General features: G+C 73.8%; 16 protein-coding genes. 6 read left to right on the plus strand and 10 right to left on the minus strand.

Annotation, left to right across the window (positions count from 1 at the left end):
• Positions 1-98: 98 nt before the first annotated feature.
• From BKA14_RS10980 to BKA14_RS11000, 5 genes are all read right to left on the minus strand, one after another.
• On the minus strand, positions 99-1,466 hold the full coding sequence (locus BKA14_RS10980; RefSeq protein WP_203721857.1) for an FAD-dependent monooxygenase: 1,368 nt from the start codon (positions 1,464-1,466) through the stop codon (positions 99-101).
• Between the two features lie 170 nt (positions 1,467-1,636).
• Positions 1,637-2,605, minus strand: a complete 969-nt coding sequence (meaB, locus tag BKA14_RS10985) for a methylmalonyl Co-A mutase-associated GTPase MeaB (RefSeq protein WP_221477245.1) — start codon at positions 2,603-2,605, stop codon at positions 1,637-1,639.
• A complete protein-coding gene (scpA, locus tag BKA14_RS10990; RefSeq protein WP_184950829.1) occupies positions 2,598-4,745 on the minus strand; it encodes a methylmalonyl-CoA mutase in 2,148 nt (715 codons plus the stop codon). The genes meaB and scpA overlap by 8 nt, the downstream gene beginning before the upstream one ends.
• On the minus strand, positions 4,742-6,535 hold the full coding sequence (locus BKA14_RS10995; protein WP_184950830.1) for a methylmalonyl-CoA mutase subunit beta: 1,794 nt from the start codon (positions 6,533-6,535) through the stop codon (positions 4,742-4,744). The genes scpA and BKA14_RS10995 overlap by 4 nt, the downstream gene beginning before the upstream one ends.
• A 60-nt stretch (positions 6,536-6,595) precedes the next feature.
• Positions 6,596-7,597: a DUF418 domain-containing protein gene (locus BKA14_RS11000; RefSeq protein WP_184950831.1), complete on the minus strand. Its 1,002-nt coding sequence runs from the start codon at positions 7,595-7,597 to the stop codon at positions 6,596-6,598.
• An 81-nt stretch (positions 7,598-7,678) separates the two neighbouring features.
• Here BKA14_RS11000 and BKA14_RS11005 point away from each other — a divergent pair, with 81 nt between their 5' ends.
• Positions 7,679-8,731, plus strand: coding sequence for a sensor histidine kinase (locus BKA14_RS11005; protein WP_184950832.1), 1,053 nt, complete (start codon positions 7,679-7,681; stop codon positions 8,729-8,731).
• Complete coding sequence (locus BKA14_RS11010; RefSeq protein ID WP_184950833.1) at positions 8,728-9,366, plus strand: response regulator; 639 nt, start codon at positions 8,728-8,730, stop codon at positions 9,364-9,366. The genes BKA14_RS11005 and BKA14_RS11010 overlap by 4 nt, the downstream gene beginning before the upstream one ends.
• 117 nt (positions 9,367-9,483) lie before the next feature.
• On the opposite strand, the gene BKA14_RS11015 is transcribed toward BKA14_RS11010, so the two are convergent.
• Positions 9,484-10,008 (minus strand): STAS domain-containing protein, encoded by a 525-nt coding sequence (locus BKA14_RS11015; protein WP_184950834.1) that lies wholly within the window; start codon positions 10,006-10,008, stop codon positions 9,484-9,486.
• Between the two features lie 128 nt (positions 10,009-10,136).
• On the opposite strand from BKA14_RS11015, the gene BKA14_RS11020 reads away from it, so the two are divergent.
• On the plus strand, positions 10,137-10,580 hold the full coding sequence (locus BKA14_RS11020; protein ID WP_184950835.1) for a hypothetical protein: 444 nt from the start codon (positions 10,137-10,139) through the stop codon (positions 10,578-10,580).
• Here BKA14_RS11020 and BKA14_RS11025 read toward each other — a convergent pair.
• The 4 genes from BKA14_RS11025 to BKA14_RS11040 form a co-directional block, all read right to left on the minus strand.
• Positions 10,577-11,035, minus strand: a complete 459-nt coding sequence (locus BKA14_RS11025) for a hypothetical protein (RefSeq protein WP_184950836.1) — start codon at positions 11,033-11,035, stop codon at positions 10,577-10,579. The genes BKA14_RS11020 and BKA14_RS11025 overlap by 4 nt on opposite strands.
• 13 nt (positions 11,036-11,048) lie before the next feature.
• The gene (locus tag BKA14_RS11030) at positions 11,049-12,677 is read right to left on the minus strand and encodes a copper resistance CopC/CopD family protein (RefSeq protein ID WP_239092354.1); all 1,629 of its coding nucleotides are present in this window, start codon (positions 12,675-12,677) and stop codon (positions 11,049-11,051) included.
• 118 nt (positions 12,678-12,795) lie between these two features.
• Positions 12,796-13,248, minus strand: coding sequence for a DUF4352 domain-containing protein (locus tag BKA14_RS11035; RefSeq protein ID WP_184950837.1), 453 nt, complete (start codon positions 13,246-13,248; stop codon positions 12,796-12,798).
• Positions 13,249-13,309: 61 nt separating this feature from the next.
• Positions 13,310-14,443, minus strand: coding sequence for a DUF3500 domain-containing protein (locus BKA14_RS11040; RefSeq protein ID WP_184950838.1), 1,134 nt, complete (start codon positions 14,441-14,443; stop codon positions 13,310-13,312).
• 41 nt (positions 14,444-14,484) lie between these two features.
• Here BKA14_RS11040 and BKA14_RS44990 point away from each other — a divergent pair, with 41 nt between their 5' ends.
• The 3 genes from BKA14_RS44990 to BKA14_RS11055 all read left to right on the plus strand — a co-directional run bounded on the left by BKA14_RS44990 (position 14,485) and on the right by BKA14_RS11055 (position 16,743).
• Positions 14,485-15,249, plus strand: a complete 765-nt coding sequence (locus BKA14_RS44990) for a (2Fe-2S)-binding protein (protein WP_184950839.1) — start codon at positions 14,485-14,487, stop codon at positions 15,247-15,249.
• Positions 15,239-15,667, plus strand: a complete 429-nt coding sequence (locus BKA14_RS11050; protein WP_203721861.1) for a PPOX class F420-dependent oxidoreductase — start codon at positions 15,239-15,241, stop codon at positions 15,665-15,667. The genes BKA14_RS44990 and BKA14_RS11050 overlap by 11 nt, the downstream gene beginning before the upstream one ends.
• Before the next feature lie 68 nt (positions 15,668-15,735).
• Positions 15,736-16,743 (plus strand): AF_0692 family protein, encoded by a 1,008-nt coding sequence (locus tag BKA14_RS11055; protein ID WP_184950841.1) that lies wholly within the window; start codon positions 15,736-15,738, stop codon positions 16,741-16,743.
• Positions 16,744-16,745 lie beyond the last annotated feature (2 nt).

Raw genomic sequence — 16,745 nt, forward strand, 5'->3', positions numbered from 1 at the left:
GTCGTTCGGGCGTCCGGGGTTCCCCGGTGCGCTGGAACGAGACTCGCAGCAGTAGGTGCCAGGGAGTGGCACCTACTGCCACCGAGACGTCGGAAAGATCAGCCGAACCAGCGCGTCAGCTGCCGGTCCAGTTCCGCCTGGTCGTCACCGGCCCAGGCCACGTGACCGTCCGGGCGCAGCAGCACCGAGGGCACGGCCGGGTCGATCAGGTGGCCGACCCGGTCCGACCAGGCGCCCGCGGTCAGGCCGCCCGTGGGGTCAAGCAACAGGCCACGACCGGCGTGCAGGCGGTCGTAGAGGGTGCCCTGAGCGAGGTCCACGTCGCGCTGGCGGCGGCCGACCGGGTCGGGCGCCGGGCCGAAGTCGTAGCGCAGGTCGATCGCGGCGAGCTTGCCGATCAGACGACGGTTGACCTCGTCGATGTCCATCAGCTCGGTGAGCAGCCGGCGGACGGCCCGCGCGCCCGGCGTGGGGGCCTGCAGCTCCATCTGGGCACGGGTGTTGTCGAGCACGTCCGCGGCGGCCGGGCGCCGTTCGGTCTCGTACGTGTCGAGCAGCCCGGCGGGCGCCCAGCCGCGGACCTCTCCGGCCAGTTTCCAGCCCAGGTTGACCGCGTCCTGCACGCCCAGGTTGAGACCTTGCCCGCCCAGCGGCGGGTGGATGTGCGCGGAGTCGCCGGCCAGCAGGACGCGCCCCACCCGGTAGCGGACGGCCAGTCTGGTGGCGTCGCCGAAACGGGACAGCCAGCGCGGCGAGCGCACGCCGAGGTCGCTCCCGGCGACCGTGCGCAGCTCCTGCCGCAGGTCGTCGAGGGTGGGCGGCCGGTCGCTGAGCCCCGCCGCGGGCACCACGACCTGGTAGGCCCCGGCGCCGGCGGGCCGGTAGTGGAAGCGTGGGTCGGCCGTGGGGGCCGGCGGCCCGTCCAGCTCGACCTCGCCCATGATCCATTGCTGGCGCGCGGGCTCGCCGGGGAAGCCGACGCCGAGCAGCTTGCGCACCGAGCTGCGTCCGCCGTCGCAGCCGACGAGGTAGCGCGTGCGCAGCACCTCACCGTCGCTCAGGGAGGCGGTCACCCCGTCGTCGTCCTGGTCGAGGCCGGTCACCGCGCAGCCGCGCCTGACCTCGGCGCCGAGAGCAAGGGCGTGTTCGGTGAGGAGCCGGACGATCACCGGCTGCGGGATGCCCAGGATGTACGGGAGTGAGGTGTCGAGGCCCGCGGGCGCGGGGGCGGGGATGGCGGCGAAGAGCCCGCCGGACGGGCGCTGCCGGCCGTGGGCGAGCAGGCGGTCCAGCAGGCCCCGCATGGCCATCAGTTCTAGGCTGCGGATGTGCAGCCCGACGATGCGGACTTCCGGCGCGGGCTCGGCTTGTTTCTCGAGGACGAGCACCCGTACGTCGTGCAGGCGCAGCTCGGCGGCCAGCATCGCGCCGGTCGGGCCGCAGCCGGCAATGATCACGTCAAACACTGGTGGTGCCTTTCGGGAGTCTGGGGCGCTCCCGGCGACACCTGCGTCAGTCGCCCGGCCGTGACGGGACGGGGAGCACCCACGGCGTACCAACGGTCATGGGTCTCACCTCCTCGGACGGGTCACAGTCAGGGCGACGCTACAAGCGGGACCCGGTTGCGTCCAGCGAATTACCGTGGCCGGGCGTCGTAGGCGGCCAGGAGCCGCTGGGCGGCCTGCGCCGGCATGAGCGAACCGTCGAGGATCCGTTCCCGGGCCTGCTCGGCGGCGGCCCGTACGGACGGGTCGGTGGTGAAGCGGCTCAGCACGGCCTCCCGGGCCATCGCCCACATCCACTCCAGCTGCTGGTGGCGGCGGCGCGCGCCCACGTCGGTCCGGGCCCGGTGCGCGGTCACCTGCGCCCACACCTCGTCCACTCCCGTGCCTTCGAGCGCGCTGCAGGTCAGCACCGGGGTCGTCCAGTCGTCAGGGGTCCGCAGGAGCCGCAGCGCACCGGAGAGCTCGCGCGCGGCCCGCTGGGCGTCGTCGCGATGCGGCCCGTCCGCCTTGTTGACGGCGATCACGTCGGCCAGTTCGAGGATGCCTTTCTTGATGCCCTGCAGCTGGTCCCCCGTACGGGCCAGGGCGAGCAGCAGGAACGTGTCGACCATGTGGGCCACCGCGGTCTCCGACTGCCCCACGCCGACGGTCTCGACGATGACCACGTCGTAGCCGGCCGCCTCGACCACGACGATCGCCTCGCGGGTCGCCTTGGCCACGCCGCCCAGCGTGCCCGCGGTGGGCGACGGCCGCACGTACGCGTCCGGGTCGGCGGCCAGGCGGGCCATGCGCGTCTTGTCGCCCAGGATGCTGCCGCGGCTGCGTGTCGACGAGGGGTCGACGGCGAGCACGGCCACCCGGTGCCCGGCCCCGGTCAGCGTGCTGCCCAGCGCGTCGATGAACGTCGACTTGCCCGCGCCGGGCACCCCGCTGATGCCGATCCGGTGCGAGTTCCCCGCGTACGGGGAGAGGGCCGTCAGCAGCTCCTGCGCCCGTTCCTGATGGTCGCGCCGGGTCGACTCGACGAGGGTGATGGCCCGCGCCACCCACGCGGGCGCCCGGTCGCGGACACCGGCCGCCATCGCGGAGAGGTCAGTCACCGCGCCGCCGGGTCAGCTCGGCCAGCAGCTCGATCGCGGCCTCCGTGAGCACCGTGCCGGGCGCGAAGATCGCGGCCGCCCCCGCCGCCCGCAGCGCGTCGTAGTCCTGCGGCGGGATCACCCCACCCGCGATGATCATGATGTCGGGGCGGCCCTGCGCGGCCAGCTCGTCGCGCAGCGCGGGCACCAGCGTCAGATGACCGGCGGCGAGCGAGTTGACGCCGACTATGTGCACGTCGGCCTCGACCGCCTGCCGGGCCACCTCGGCCGGCGTCGCGAACAGCGGGCCCACGTCGACGTCGAAGCCGAGGTCGGCGAACGCGGTGGCGATCACCTTCTGCCCGCGGTCGTGCCCGTCCTGACCCATCTTCGCGACCAGGATGCGCGGCTGGCGGCCCTCCTGCTCGGCGAACTCGGCGGCCGCGGCGCGGGCCCGCTCCACGTCCCCGCTGCGACCCGCCTCCTGCCGATACACACCCGAGATCGTACGGATCCGGGCCGTGTGCCGCCCGAACACCTTCTCCAGGGCCGTGGAGATCTCGCCCACGGTCGCCTTGGCCCGGGCCGCGTCGACGGCCAGGGCCAGCAGGTTGCCCCCGCCGGGCTCGGCCGCGGCCCGGGTCAGCGCGTCCAGCGCCGAGACGCACGCGCCTTCGTCCCGCTCGGCGCGCAGCCGGCGCAGCTTGTCGACCTGATTGGCCCGTACGGCGGCGTTGTCCACCTTGAGGACGTCGATCGGCTCGTCGGCCTGCGGGCGGTACTTGTTCACGCCGATCACCGGCTGGCGGCCCGAGTCGATGCGGGCCTGCGTGCGGGCGGCCGCCTCCTCGATGCGCATCTTGGGGATGCCCTCGTCGATCGCCTTGGCCATGCCCCCGGCCGCTTCGACCTCGGTGATGTGCTCCCACGCGCGGGCGGCCAGATCGTGGGTGAGCCGTTCGACGTAGGCGCTGCCGCCCCACGGGTCGATGGCGCGGGTGGTGCCGGACTCCTGCTGGATCAGCAACTGGGTGTTGCGGGCGATCCGGGCCGAGAAGTCGGTGGGCAGCGCCAGCGCCTCGTCCAGCGCGTTGGTGTGCAGCGACTGCGTGTGCCCCTGCGTGGCGGCCATCGCCTCCACACAAGTCCGCATGACGTTGTTGAAGACGTCCTGCGCGGTCAGCGACCAGCCCGATGTCTGGCAGTGCGCGCGCAGGCTGAGCGAGCGCGGGTCCTTCGGCTCGAACTCGCGCACCAGCTTGGCCCAGAGCAGCCGCCCGGCCCGCAGCTTGGCCACCTCCATGAAGAAGTTCATCCCGACGGCCCAGAAGAACGACAGCCGCGGCGCGAACGCGTCGATGCCGAGCCCGGCCGCCCGTCCGGCCCGCAGGTACTCGACGCCGTCGGCCAGCGTGTACGCCAGCTCCAGGTCGGCCGTGGCCCCGGCCTCCTGGATGTGGTAGCCGGAGATGCTGATCGAGTTGAAGCGGGGCATCCGCTGCGAGGTGAACGAGAAGATGTCGGAGATGATCCGCATCGACGGCGCGGGCGGATAGATGTAGGTGTTGCGGACCATGAACTCCTTGAGGATGTCGTTCTGAATCGTGCCGGACAGCTGCTCCGGCGTGACCCCCTGCTCCTCGGCCGCGATGATGTAGAGCGCCAGCACCGGCAGCACGGCGCCGTTCATGGTCATCGACACGCTCATCCGGTCGAGCGGGATGCCGGAGAAGAGCTGCCGCATGTCGTAGATGGAGTCGATGGCCACCCCGGCCATGCCGACGTCACCGGTCACCCGCGGGTGGTCGGAGTCGTAGCCGCGATGGGTGGGCAGGTCGAACGCGACCGACAGCCCCTTCTGCCCGGCGGCCAGGTTGCGGCGGTAGAAGGCGTTGGACTCCTCGGCCGTGGAGAACCCCGCGTACTGCCGGATGGTCCACGGCTGGTTGACGTACATGGTCGGGTAGGGCCCGCGCAGGTAAGGCGCGATGCCGGGGTAGGTGCCGAGGAAGTCGAGCCCGTCGAGGTCGGCCGCGGTGTAGAGCGACGGCACGGCGATGCCCTCGGGTGTGTGCCAGACCGGGCCGCCGTCTTCCCGTACGGGCTCCGGGCCCCGCGCCGCCGGCGCCGTCAGCCGGGCCGTCGAGAAATCGGGAATCACTGCGCCACCCCCAGGTCGTCCAGCGTCTTCGTCAGCGCGGCCACGGCGTCCACGCCCACGTGCACGTACGCGTCGACGCCCGGGTAGCCGCCCCGGCCCGCGAGCAGCACCCGGGTCGCCCCGCCGGCCCGGGCCCGCGCCGCCTCGGCCTCGGCGTGCGCGGCGTACTCCTTGTCGGGCCCGCACAGCACCACCACCGGCGAGGTGTCCTCGGTGGTGACCGCGATGCCCCCGGCGGCGAACAGGTTGGTCGTGAACGTGAGCCGGGGCCCGTGCGCGGCGGCCGAGCCGAGCAGGACCAGACGTACGGCGGGCCGGGCCCCGGTGGCGGCCAGGTGGGCGTCGCTGCGGTCGCGGAGCCGCTCGTACGCCTCGGCGTAGCGCCGCCGCGGCAGTCCCCCGCCCGGTGGGCCGGCCGCGGGCCGCCGCTCGGGCAGCTGCTCGGCCAGGTCCGGGAACTCGGACACCCCGGTGATCGGGTCGCGGCGGTGGGCCAGGTTGGTCTCGCGGGCCGCCCAGACCTCGGCCAGCCGGTCGGCGATCAGCCCGCTGCCCAGCGCGGCGGCCGGCCCGCCCTCGCGCTCGATGCGGGTGAACCACTCCCACCCCGCCCCGGCCAGCTGTTCGGTGTACTGCTCGACGTAGTAGGAGCCACCGGCCGGGTCGAGCACCCGGGCCACGTGCGCCTCCTCCAGCAGGATCGTCTGCGTGTTGCGGGCCAGCCGCCGGGCCAGGGCGTCGGGCCGGCCGAGCTGGTGGTCGAACGGCAGCACGGTCACCGCCCGGGCCCCGCCCACCCCGGCCGCGAACGCGGCGATCGTCGTGCGCAGCAGGTTGACCCACGGGTCGCGGGCGGTCAGCATCGCGGCCGACGTGACCGCGTGCTGCCGCTGGCCCCCGGCCTCGGGCGCGCCGGACAGCTCGGCGATCCTCGCCCAGATCCGGCGGGCCGCGCGCAGCTTGGCGATCGTGGCGAACTGGTCGGCCGTGGCCGCGTACCGGAACTCGATCTGGCCCAGGGCGGCCGGCACGCTCAGCCCGGCGCCGGTCAGCGCGCGCAGATAGGCCACCCCGGTCGCCGCGGCCGCGCCCAGTTCCTCCACCTCGGAGCCGCCCGCATCGTGGTAGACGGTGGCGTCCACGGTGACGGCCCGCAACCCCGGCGCCTCGGCGGCGCAGCGCACGGCCAGCGCGGCCGCCTCGCCCGGGTCGCCCGGCACGCCCGTGCGGGCCTGCCCGCCGAGCGGGTCGGCGCCCAGGTTGCCGGTGACCCGGCCCGGGTCGACGCCGCGGGCGGCCAGCAGGTCGAACCAGGCCCCGGCGGCCCGGCCGATGGCGTCGCCCGCGTCGAGCACCACGGCGGCCAGGTCGAGATGGACGCCGTCCAGGGCCTCGGGCAACGCGTCCAGCGGCAGCGCGCCGTCGCCGAGCACCAGCCACAGCGAGGTCGCGCCGTTCTCGAGGTCGGTCAGCACGGCCTCGCGGGTCTCCTTGGGCACCGGGTCGGCGTAGCGCTGCCGCACGTCCCACCCGCCGGTCGCGCTGCCGGCGGGGTCCGTGCCCCGCACGAAGGGCGGCCGGCCCGGCAGCCCGGACTCGGGGCCCGCCGTGTGCAGCGCCGCGATCGTCGGACCGCCGTACGTCGTCGTGGCCAGCAACGCCTCGACCTCGCCGGGTGACGTCTCCTCGGTGGCGGCCCCGGATCTGCGCAGCGCGGCCAGGGCCAGGCGGCGCCACTGCTCGGCGCTCGCGGCGGGAAAGTCCGCCCCCAGCGACAGGTTCTCGGCCATGCCCCGCCCTCCGTCGTCCCGAATCACATTTAGCGGGTAAGGGTGGGCCGCTGCCAACCCCTACTTCGACGTTACGGCACCCCGGACTTCGTCCGCGCGGGCGGGCTCGGCGCGGATCGGCACCGGCGTCCACCAGGTCAGGCAGCGCCACAGCCACTCCAGGGGACCGTAGCGGAACCAGCGCAGCCACAGCACGCTGAGCAGGGCCTGGACGACGCCGATGACCGCGCCGGTGGCGACGATCGGGGCGAAACCGGAGGCATGCCCGAGGTCGAGCAACGCGTCGGCCGCCAGGATGAGCACGGACGCCAGGACGTAGTTGGTCAGCGCCATGCGGCCCATCGGCGCCAGCACCGCGTCCAGCGGGCGGCGCAACGGCGTACGCATGAGCAGCAAGAAGGAGACCGTGAACAGGAACGCGCAGACGGTGCCGGCGGGAAGGATCCGGTAGTTGGCGGCGGGCCCGACCCCGGCCCGCCACTGCAGCCACAGCATCGCCGCGGCCGGCGGCACGGTCACGGCGAACGCGATCCCGAGTTGCCGGCCCCGCCGGTCCAGGGTGTCCGGGATGCCGTACTGCGCGACGGCCATGCCCAGCAGGAACAGGCCCGGGATGATGAACAGCCCGTTGAACGTCAGGCTCGCGGCCAGGGTGAGCACAACGCCCAGGCCCAGCACCCAGCGGCGGGACAGGTAGGACGCGGGCAGCAGCACCACGATGCCGAACGCGGCGTAGAACTTGAGCACCTCCCCCGGCTGCAGCAGCGTGTGCAGAGCGGAGAAGACGCCCAGCCACAGCAGGCGCCGCAGCAGCACGAGCCGGGGCTTGTCCGTGCGGTTGCCCGCCGTACGCAGGAAAAGGGCGAAGCTGACCCCGAAGAGCAGCGAGAAGATCGGGAACGGCCGCTGGAGGAAAAGCGCCTCCCACACGTACGCCCCGGGGTGGTCGGACGCGGGGCCCTCGGGACGCGGGAAGCCGGTCATCTGGACGATGTTGAACTCGACGATGCCCGCCAGCGCGAGTCCGCGCAGGGCGTCCAGCTCATGGATGCGGCGTGCCATGCGTTCCAGGCTTTCCCACCCTCATCGACCGCCGGTAGCGCCACGAGTCGCGACCGGCACCTACTTTCGTATGCTCGGACCATGGGCCGCCGCCGGGTTCTCGACACCACGGTCGACGTCGTGCTGATGCTCGTGGCCGCGGTCATGGGCACCGTCCTGGAGCTGCCGCACCTGCCTTCCGTGGCCGTGCAGATCCTCGGCGCGGCCACCTTGCTGCTCCGGCGGCGCCACCCGTACGGGGTGGCCTTCGTGCTCGCCGCGCTCAACGTCTTCGTGCCGGTGTGGGCGACCGTGCTGGCCCCGTACGCGGTGACGGCCTTCGGCCGCCGGCGCACGTGGGCCGTGGTGGCCTTGCTGGCCGTGACGTTCCTGATCGGAGCGCGCGCGTGGCGGATCGAGGACCCCTTCACCGCGCCCGTGGTGATCCTGTGCTCGGCGCTGCTCGGCCTCTACGCCCGGGCCCGCGCCCGGCTGGCCGGCCAGGAGACCCTGCGCGCGACCGAACAGGCCCGCGCCGACGAACGGGTGCGGCTGGCCGGCGAGATGCACGACGTGGTGACCCACCGCATCAACCTGATGGTGCTGCAGGCCGGGGCGCTGCGCACCACCACCGCCGACGAGACCACCCGGCGGGCCGCCGACGAGCTGCGCGAGGCCGGGGTGCAGGCCCTGGCCGAGCTGCGCGACCTGGTCGGGGTGCTGCGCGACGGTCACGACCCGATCCGGCGGGCCGACGACCCGGGCGAACTCGGCGGGGACGTGGCCGCCCTGGTCGAACAGTCGCGGGCGGTCGGGTTGCCGGTGCGGCTGACCGCGGGCGGGGACGAGGGACGGCCGTCGCCCGCGGTGCGGCGGACCATCGTCCGGGTCGTGCAGGAGGCGTTGACGAATGTCCACAAGCACGCGCCGGGAGCCGCGACGGCGGTCACGGTGGGTTATCAGGCGGAGGGCATCGACGTGGAAGTGGTGAACCAGCGCCCGACCGGCCGGCCCCGCGAGCTGCCCGCGGGCGGAAGCGGGCTGACCGGGCTGCGGTACCGGGTCGAGATGGTCGGCGGGTCGTTCGACGCCGGGCCGACGGCCGACGGCGGGTTCCGGGTCAGCGCACGGCTGCCCGACTACGTGCCGTCATGATCCGGGTGTTGCTCGTGGACGACGAGCGGATGGTCTGCGCGCACCTGCGCACGATCCTGTCGGCCGGCCCCGGGATCGAGGTGGCCGGGGAGGCGTACGACGGGGCCGAGGCGGTCGAGGCCGTGGTGCGGTTACGGCCCGACCTGGTGCTGATGGACCTGCGGATGCCCGGCGTGGACGGGCTGACGGCGCTGGACCGGATCGCGACCCTGCCGGCGGCGCCCCGCGTCGTCGTGCTGACCACTTTCGACCACGACGACTACGTGCTGCGGGCGTTGCGGGCCGGGGCGGCCGGGTTCCTGGTCAAGTCCACGGCCCCCGACGACCTGGTTTCGCTCGTACGGGCGGCGGCCGGCGGGGCCACCGTGCTGTCCCCGGTGGCCACGCAGCGCCTGATCGGGGCGGCCGGTCCCCGGCAGCGCGGGCGCGACCTCGTGCGCGGCCTGACCGAACGGGAGACCGAGGTGCTGGCCGGGCTGGCCAACGGCGACTCCAACCTGCGCATCGCCCGGCGGCTCAACCTGTCCGAGGCGACCGTCAAGGGGTACGTGTCGCGCCTGCTGGTCAAGCTGGGATGCGACAACCGTACCCAGGCCGGGTTGCTGGCCCAGCAGGCCGGGCTCACGGCTGAGTGAACGCGGCCCGCGGGCCGGGCTGTACCGTGCCGGGGATGCGACGGGTCTGCTCAGGGAGGCTGGTGAACAGGCGCCGGCCCCGCCACACCGGGTTCCGCGGCGTGCGGGCGGGGCGCATCAGGGGCGTCCGACCGCCGCGGTGATCGCCTCGGGCACGGTGGCGAACGTGCGGAACTCCCTGGTCCAGCGCCGGGCGTCCGGGGCCGTGGCCAGCAGCAGGTCACCGCGCCGGCGGCGGGCGGCGGCGCGGGCCCGGCGGAGCACGCCCAGACCGGCCGGGCCGACCGCGCGGGCCGCGGTGAGGTCGACGATGACGTACGGGTGCAGCGCCACGGCGTTGTCCAGGGTGCGGCGCAGGTCGGGGACGGCGGGCAGGTCGATGTCGCCGGTCACGCGCACCACGGCCGCGGGCGAGGTGATCGCGATCGACATCTCGGTGGGCGGCTCCCGGGGCGGGTTGTCGCCCGGACCGCACCGCGGGCAGCGATGCCGGCCCCGGGCGTACGGGGAACCGGTCCAGCCCGACCCGGTCACCGCGCTGCGGACAGCGCCGCCGAGTTCGCCGCCGTGGCCGACCACCTCCGTGGTCGCGCAGTCGTCGCAGGTCAGCCGGACTCCGGCCGCGTGCATGCCAGCGGTCATGTCGTGCCCCCATCCGTCGGTCTCGAGCGTGGCCGGTGGATGTCGCGGAGGGCCCGCCGCCGTATGACGGTCCGATGACTTTAGGATGCGGGCCGAGCGACAGGGCTCGATGAGACGGGGAGACGGGAATGTCGTACGAGGAGAAGGTCCGGCCGCGGGTGGTGGAGGCCGGCGCCGCGCTGGTCGCGCTGATCGGAGTGATCACGATCGCGCGGGTCGCCTACGGGGTGGTGGACAACCTGGCCCAGGACGACTGGGAGGCGGGCGCGCGGGGTGTCTTCCTGGTGCTCAACGGGATCTCGCTGGTGTTCGCGGCCTTCTTCCTGGTGCTGGCCGATCAGGTGCGCCGCGGGCGGATGTGGGCCTGGATCGCCGGCCTGATCATGCTGCCGTTCGCGTTCCTGTTCGGCGCGCTGATGCTGGTCATCACCGCGACCGGCGGCGGCCTCCCGTGGTTCGGGGCGAGCCTCGTGGTGGCCGGCGTCGCCGCGTTCGTCACGCTGCTCGTGCCACGGGCCGCCCGCGACTTCTTCAACCGGCCCGCCGTGCCCCGGTGGACACCGTCGCCCTAGACGGAGAGCAGCCGCCCGAAGCCGGCCGACAGCAACGCCCCCGCATGACCGACCGCCTCGAACTGACGCTCGCCGCCCTCGGCCAGCGTCAGCGAGACGATCACCTTCGGGGGCTCGGTGCGGCTGCGCGCGCCGACCACCGACGAGGCCGCGATGGTCTCGGCGTCGGCCCCGCGGTCGCACCGGGTCAGCACGAACCAGCTGACCACACCGGCCAGGGCGGCCACGACCGCCACCCCGGCGGCGATCCACAGCCCGAGCTCGAGGCCGGGAATCCCGCGGTCGCCGGCGTTGACCGCGACCAGGGCCAGCCCGGCCGCGAGGATCAGCCCGCCCGCGCCGGCCCGCACGGCGCGCTGCCGGGGCTGCGACACCTGAACCACCTGCACCCGGTCGGCCTCGAACAGCAGCGTCACCGGCTGCCCGGCGGCGGTCGTCACGTGCGAGATCTTCACCCCGCGAGCCTAGTCACCGCACGGGGACCGTCGTCGTCACGGTGGCCTGGTCGATCTCGGACACCCGCAGCGTCATGGACAGCTGCCAGTCCCCGGCGATCGGGAACGTGACCGCGCCCAGGCCCTGGTTGTCGACCACGGTGGCCACCGGCGCGTCGATCGCTTCGACGCCCTGCGCCGGCAACGACACCGACACCTTCCACTCGAGCACCTTGAGCGGCTTGCCCTCCGGGGTGTACGCGAACGCGTGCAGCGTGTTGTATTCACCCACCGTGGCCGGGAAGATCTCGAACTGCACCGCGTACAGCCGGCTGTTGAGGGTCTCCACGAAGCCGCGCGACCTCTGGGCGGCCACGGCCTCCACGTCCACCGTACGGCCGGTGGTCGTCTGCACGAGCACCGCGCTGGCCGCCAGCACGAGCACGGTAATCGCCAGTTCGAGGCCGACGGCACGCCGCAGCCGGGCCGGGGTGGCCGCGGCGATCCCCCGCTGCACGAGCCGCCGGGACACGAACGCGACGGCCAGCACGACCGCCAGCAGCCCGGTCTTGAGCAGGATGAGCCGGCCGTACGTGGAGGAGAACAGCGCGTCCAGCGTGCCCAGCTGGATCAGGGCCTGGATCGCGCCCGCCGCGACCAGCCAGTACACGGCGAAGGCAGCCCACCGCGACCAGGCCGGCAGGATCAGCCGCAGCTCCCGGGTCTCGGCCCGGCGCAGCAGGAAGACGGCCAGCGCGACGAGCCCGCCCAGCCACACGCTCATGGCGGCCAGGTGCGCCGTGTCGGCCACGATCAGCAGCCACGCCTGCGGGCCGGCCGCCGGGTGCCCGGTCAGCGGCCACGTCACGAGGATGCCTGCGGTGAGCGCGGCCAGCAGCAGCGCCGGCCGCCCCCCGGCGGCGCGCCGCAACCGGCCCACCAGCGCGGCGGCGATCGCCAGCAGGGCCAGCCGGGCGCTCAGCGTGAGGCCGAAGTCGCTGCTCAGCACCTGCCGCAACTCGGCCGGGGCGACGTCGAACAGGCCCGCCCCGGAGCTGGCCGGCGCCTGCAGCCACAGCCCGGCCAGGGTGGCCGCGGCGATCAGGGCCAGGCCGCCGCGGGCCAGGCGCACCGGCCCGGCGCGGGACAGCCGGCGCGGCCACCACAGCGCGAGCACCAGGACCGGGCCCAGGGCCAGGGACAGGCCCGCGTAACCGAGCCACTTGGTGACGGCCGTCGCCGTCTGCACCGACTGGGCCACCTCCTCGACGGGCGCGGTCGGCGCGTTCTCGGAGGGGGCGCCGACCGAGAACGTGTACGCCCCCGAGACGGGATGGCTGTCGGCCGAGATGATGCGGTAGCTGACCAGATACGTGCCCAGGGGACGCTCGGCCGGGCGGACCTTGATCACCAGGCCCTCGGCCGTGATCTCGGGGTCGCCCTCGCTGATCCGTTTGCCGTCGGGCCCGATCACCTGCGAACGGCCCGGCACGACCTGCACGTTCTCGCTGAACCGGAGGACCACCCGCTCGGGCGCCGCCGGGACCACGGAACCCTGCTGCGGACTGGCCGCGCTGAGCACGGCGTGCGCAAACGCCGGTTGCGCCGGCCACCAGCCGGCCAGGGCCAGCAAGCAGACCGCCAGCAGAGCGGACTTCCGCACCAGGGGGACCTCCCAAACGTCCGGCGCACTATAGCCAGGACGCGGCTCCGGTCTCCCACGCCCTCCTAGCGCATACGGACCGCTGAGCCAGGAGGATCAATGATCAACACCCTCGGTTTCAGAGCGTGACCGTGATGCCCGCCGACTCGCTGGTCTCGCGCAGCTCCAGATACCTGATCTCGGGCATCGCGTAGAACAGGTTGTCGGTCACCTCGGAGCGCGGTCCCAGGTCCTCGAACAGGTGGGTGCCCCGGCGCACCGAGGCCACGGCGTCGGCCAGATGCACGGCCCCGTCCGGGTCGAACGCGCGGGCGAAGGCGATCCCCGGCTTGCGGGGCTCGTCCGACAGGTTCTTGATCGTGATCCGCACGGTGCAGGTCGTCGTGCAGTCGACCGCGTTCACCGTGTACTGGAAGATGCCCTCCCGGGTCACCGGCCGGCCGGCCACACCCGTGTCCGCCTTCGCCGGCCCGTCCCCGCCCCGCCCGTACGCCAGCGACCCCCCGGCCCCGGCCACAGCCACCACCACGACGGCGATCCACGGCCAGTGCCGGGTCCTCGGAGCACGCATGCCGCCTACAGTCGGCACCGCGGCCGCCCACTGAAGGATCAGGTGGCGGCGGGGCCGGATCTCAGTGGGGATGCTCGTGGCGGTGGGCGCGCAGCACGTCCAGGCCGAAGTCGTTGGACGGGTCGCGCCAGACGGAGTGGGCGTGGTTGGCGCCGCGCTGGGTGTTGTCCCACTCGATCAGCAGGCGCGGGCCCTGCACCCGGTAGTAGTGGGGCGCGCCCGGTTCGACCGAGCCCGCCCACGCGAAATGCACGGCGTCCAGCGCCGGCCCCTCGTACGCGGGCAGGGGTGAGACCGCCTCGGGAACCCTGTCGAAATACGTCGCCAGCAGCGCCCGCAGCACGTCCCGCCGGCCCGGCGACAGGTCGGAACCCGCCACCCCTTTCGCCCGTACGGTGTATTCGAGCGCACGGTGATCGTCGTCGCCCAGGCCGGCCGCGGCGTCGATCCGGTCGCTGGCCGCCTGCAACTTGTCCTGCTCGTGCGGGTCGGCGAACCGGTCGCCCCGCCACACCCCGGCCAGCGGGATCACCCGATCGCCGGCACCGATCACGCTGCGGTTGCCGGTCACCAGGTCGCTGGGCGCCCGGGCGGACAGGATCGCGCGGCGCCGCTGCTCGTCCGTCAGCGCCAGGACCAGCTCGCGGGCCAGGTCCTCGACACGGGCCAGGGGCCGGTTGACCGCCCCGCCCAGCAGTTCGGACGAGGCCGGGTCGGCACCCATGAAGCACGGCGTGGTCGCGACCACCGCACCGTCCACGACCAGATAGTTGAGTGACACGTGATGCCCGCCGAAACGCCATCCCCACGTGCCCCGCCCGGGTTCGCCGAAGACGCGCAGGTAGTACAGCCCCGGGTCGCGGCCCCGCTCCCGGTCGAACCTGGTCCCGAAGCCCTCGGTGTGATCGAGCACGTTCTCCAGCCCGATGGTCGTGGCCACGGTGACGTAACCCGCCCGCGACAGCCCGGTCGCCACCAGGCGCATGGCCGCCTGCTGCTGGGCCGGCCGCTGCTGATGAAACGTCAGGCCGCCGTGGTCGGTCGGCGTGTAGAACCAGCGCCGTCGCTCGTCGTCGCTCGCATCGTCCGCCGGCATCGCCCCGGCCGCGATCCCCCGCTGCTCCGCGCTGAGCAGGCCGAGCCAGGCCCGCGCCGCCTCGTTCATGTGAGCAGCAAGGTCCCGGCGCGCCGACATGCCCCTCAATGTAGTCGGCGGCCGGTCGTAGAGTGGGCGGCGTGCCAGTGCTCGAGGCCGCCGCGCGGTTCGGTCCCTATTTCGTGTGGCAGCCCCGCGACGACGAGCCCGGCTGGCGACCGCTGACCGACCTGCTCGATCCGGCCGTCGCGGCCGAACGCGTCGCGGCCGGGCAGCGGGTGCTCAGGCGCATGTCGGGGCTGGGGCCCGACCAGCTCGGCGAGCGTGTGGTCGCGTCCACGATCTTCCTGGGGCTGGCCTCGCGGCTGGTGTCGCCGCTGCTGGCCACGGCCGCGCTGACCGGGGTCGTGCCGGCGGCCGACCCGGCCCGGCTGTGGTGGCGGCCCGTCGAGGGTGGGCCCCTCCCCCTCTCGTACCGGGAAATGGGGGTCACGGACGAGTCTTTGCACCGGGTCGCGATCGGGAGACTGGTCGCGCCGTTGCTCGAGGTCTTCCAGCGGCATTTCGTGCTGTCGCCGCAGGTGCTGTGGGGCAACGTGGCGTCGGCGCTGGGCGGGGCGGCCGGGATGATCGCCGACGCGGGTGACCCGGTGGCCGCGGAACGCAGCGCCGCCCTCGTGGCCGAGTTGCTCGCCGTGCCGCCCCTGCTCGGCACGGCCACGCTGCACCGGCCCGATCAGCGGCACGCGCGCTGGTTCCTGGAGCGCCACAACTGCTGCTTGTACTACCGGATCCCCGGCGGCGGCACCTGCGGCGACTGCGTGCTGACGCCCGACGACCAGCGGCGGCGGCAGTGGCGGGCGGTCCTGAACCGCCGGTCCGGGGCAGAATCGACTGGTGACTGACTTCGATCCGCGGGCGCTGCTCGCCGAAAGCCGCCTCGGGGTGCTGGCCACGCTCAAGTCGAGCGGCCTGCCCCAGCTGTCCCCCGTCACTCCGTTCTACGACCGCGACGCGGAACGCATCTATGTGTCGGTCACCGACGGCCGGGCCAAGACGGCCAACGTACGCCGTGACCCACGCGCCGCCCTCGAGGTGACCAGCGCCGACGGCCGTTCCTGGGCCACCGCCGAGGGCACCGTCGAGCTGATCGGGCCGGGCACCGACCCGCACGGCCCCGAGGTCGAGGCCCTGGTCGACTACTACCGCCGCGCCGCCGGCGAACACCCCGACTGGGACGAGTACCGCCGGGTGATGGTGTCCGACCGCCGCGTGCTGCTGGTGCTCGTCGTCGGGCACGTCTACGGCCGGCGCATCGGCTGACATCCGTCACGGCCGAAACCGGTCGTTCGGCCCCCCGGCAGGTGACGCGGGAGCGGTCCACTGTAGGCATGACTCGCCGGATCGCTCCCGCCCTCGGGCTGTTCTTCCTGGCCCCCCTCGTGGCCGAGTTCCTGCTCGGCAATCTGCCCATCACCCTTCTGCCCGCGGTGATCGCGCTGGCCCCGATGTACGGCGGGGGCGCGCTGCTCATCCGCGAACTCGTGCGCCGCCGCGGCCTGGGCTGGCCCAGCATCCTCGTGCTCGGGGTGGCGTACGGGGTCCTGGAAGAGGGGTTGACCACGCAGTCGCTGTTCAACCCCGGCTATGCCGACCAGCATCTGCTGACCGAGGGGTTCGTACCCGCGCTGGGCATCTCGGTCCCGTGGACCCTGTACGTGATCGGGCTGCACGTCTTCTGGAGCGTCGGCGCGCCGATCCTGATGACGGAGGCGATCGCCCGCGACCGGCGCACGACTCCCTGGCTGGGCCGCACCGGGCTGATCGTGACCGGGGTGCTGTTCGCAGCGGGCATCGCGACCACGACCGCGATCACCATGGCGATGTGGCCCTACACCGCCACGCCCGGCCAGTTCGCCGGCACCGGTGTCGTCCTGGCCCTGCTCGTCGCGGGCGGCCTGCTGCCGCTGCGGTTCCGGGGCCGCGACGGCAGACCACCCCGGGCCCGTACGGTCCTGGCCACCACGCTTCTCGCGGGCGCGTTCTTCCAGGGCCTCACCCTGGCCGAGCTGCCGACATGGCTGACGATCACCGTGTGGGTCGCCGACGTGACCGTCTACCTGACCCTGATCGCCCGCTGGTCGGCGCGCACCGGCTGGGCCGACCGGCACCGGCTCGCCGTCGGCGCAGGCGCGCTGCTCACGTACGCCTGGCACTCGTTCGTGGAGACCCCGACCGGCGCCGCCGAGGCGTGGATCGACCTGATCGGCAACGCCGTCTTCGCCGCGGGCGCGGCCGGGCTGATCTGGTTCGCGGCGCGCCGGTTGCGGGCGGGCGAGATCTCCGCCATGCCGGACCGTCGATCAATGGCCGAGGCGCCCCGCCGCGCAGTACGGTGACG

Origin of the sequence: Paractinoplanes abujensis, from assembly GCF_014204895.1 — a bacterium.
GTDB lineage: Bacteria > Actinomycetota > Actinomycetes > Mycobacteriales > Micromonosporaceae > Actinoplanes > Actinoplanes abujensis.

Bases quoted from the DNA above. Each gene is read 5' to 3' on its own strand.
- BKA14_RS10995 (WP_184950830.1), bottom strand. From the start codon at position 6,535: ATGGCCGAGAACCTGTCGCTGGGGGCGGACTTTCCCGCCGCGAGCGCC.
- BKA14_RS11000 (WP_184950831.1), bottom strand. From the start codon at position 7,597: ATGGCACGCCGCATCCATGAGCTGGACGCCCTGCGCGGACTCGCGCTG.
- BKA14_RS11015 (WP_184950834.1), bottom strand. From the start codon at position 10,008: ATGACCGCTGGCATGCACGCGGCCGGAGTCCGGCTGACCTGCGACGAC.
- BKA14_RS11055 (WP_184950841.1), top strand. From the start codon at position 15,736: ATGACTCGCCGGATCGCTCCCGCCCTCGGGCTGTTCTTCCTGGCCCCC.
- BKA14_RS11035 (WP_184950837.1), bottom strand. From the start codon at position 13,248: ATGCGTGCTCCGAGGACCCGGCACTGGCCGTGGATCGCCGTCGTGGTG.
- BKA14_RS11010 (WP_184950833.1), top strand. From the start codon at position 8,728: ATGATCCGGGTGTTGCTCGTGGACGACGAGCGGATGGTCTGCGCGCAC.
- BKA14_RS11020 (WP_184950835.1), top strand. From the start codon at position 10,137: ATGTCGTACGAGGAGAAGGTCCGGCCGCGGGTGGTGGAGGCCGGCGCC.
- BKA14_RS11005 (WP_184950832.1), top strand. From the start codon at position 7,679: ATGGGCCGCCGCCGGGTTCTCGACACCACGGTCGACGTCGTGCTGATG.
- BKA14_RS11040 (WP_184950838.1), bottom strand. From the start codon at position 14,443: ATGTCGGCGCGCCGGGACCTTGCTGCTCACATGAACGAGGCGGCGCGG.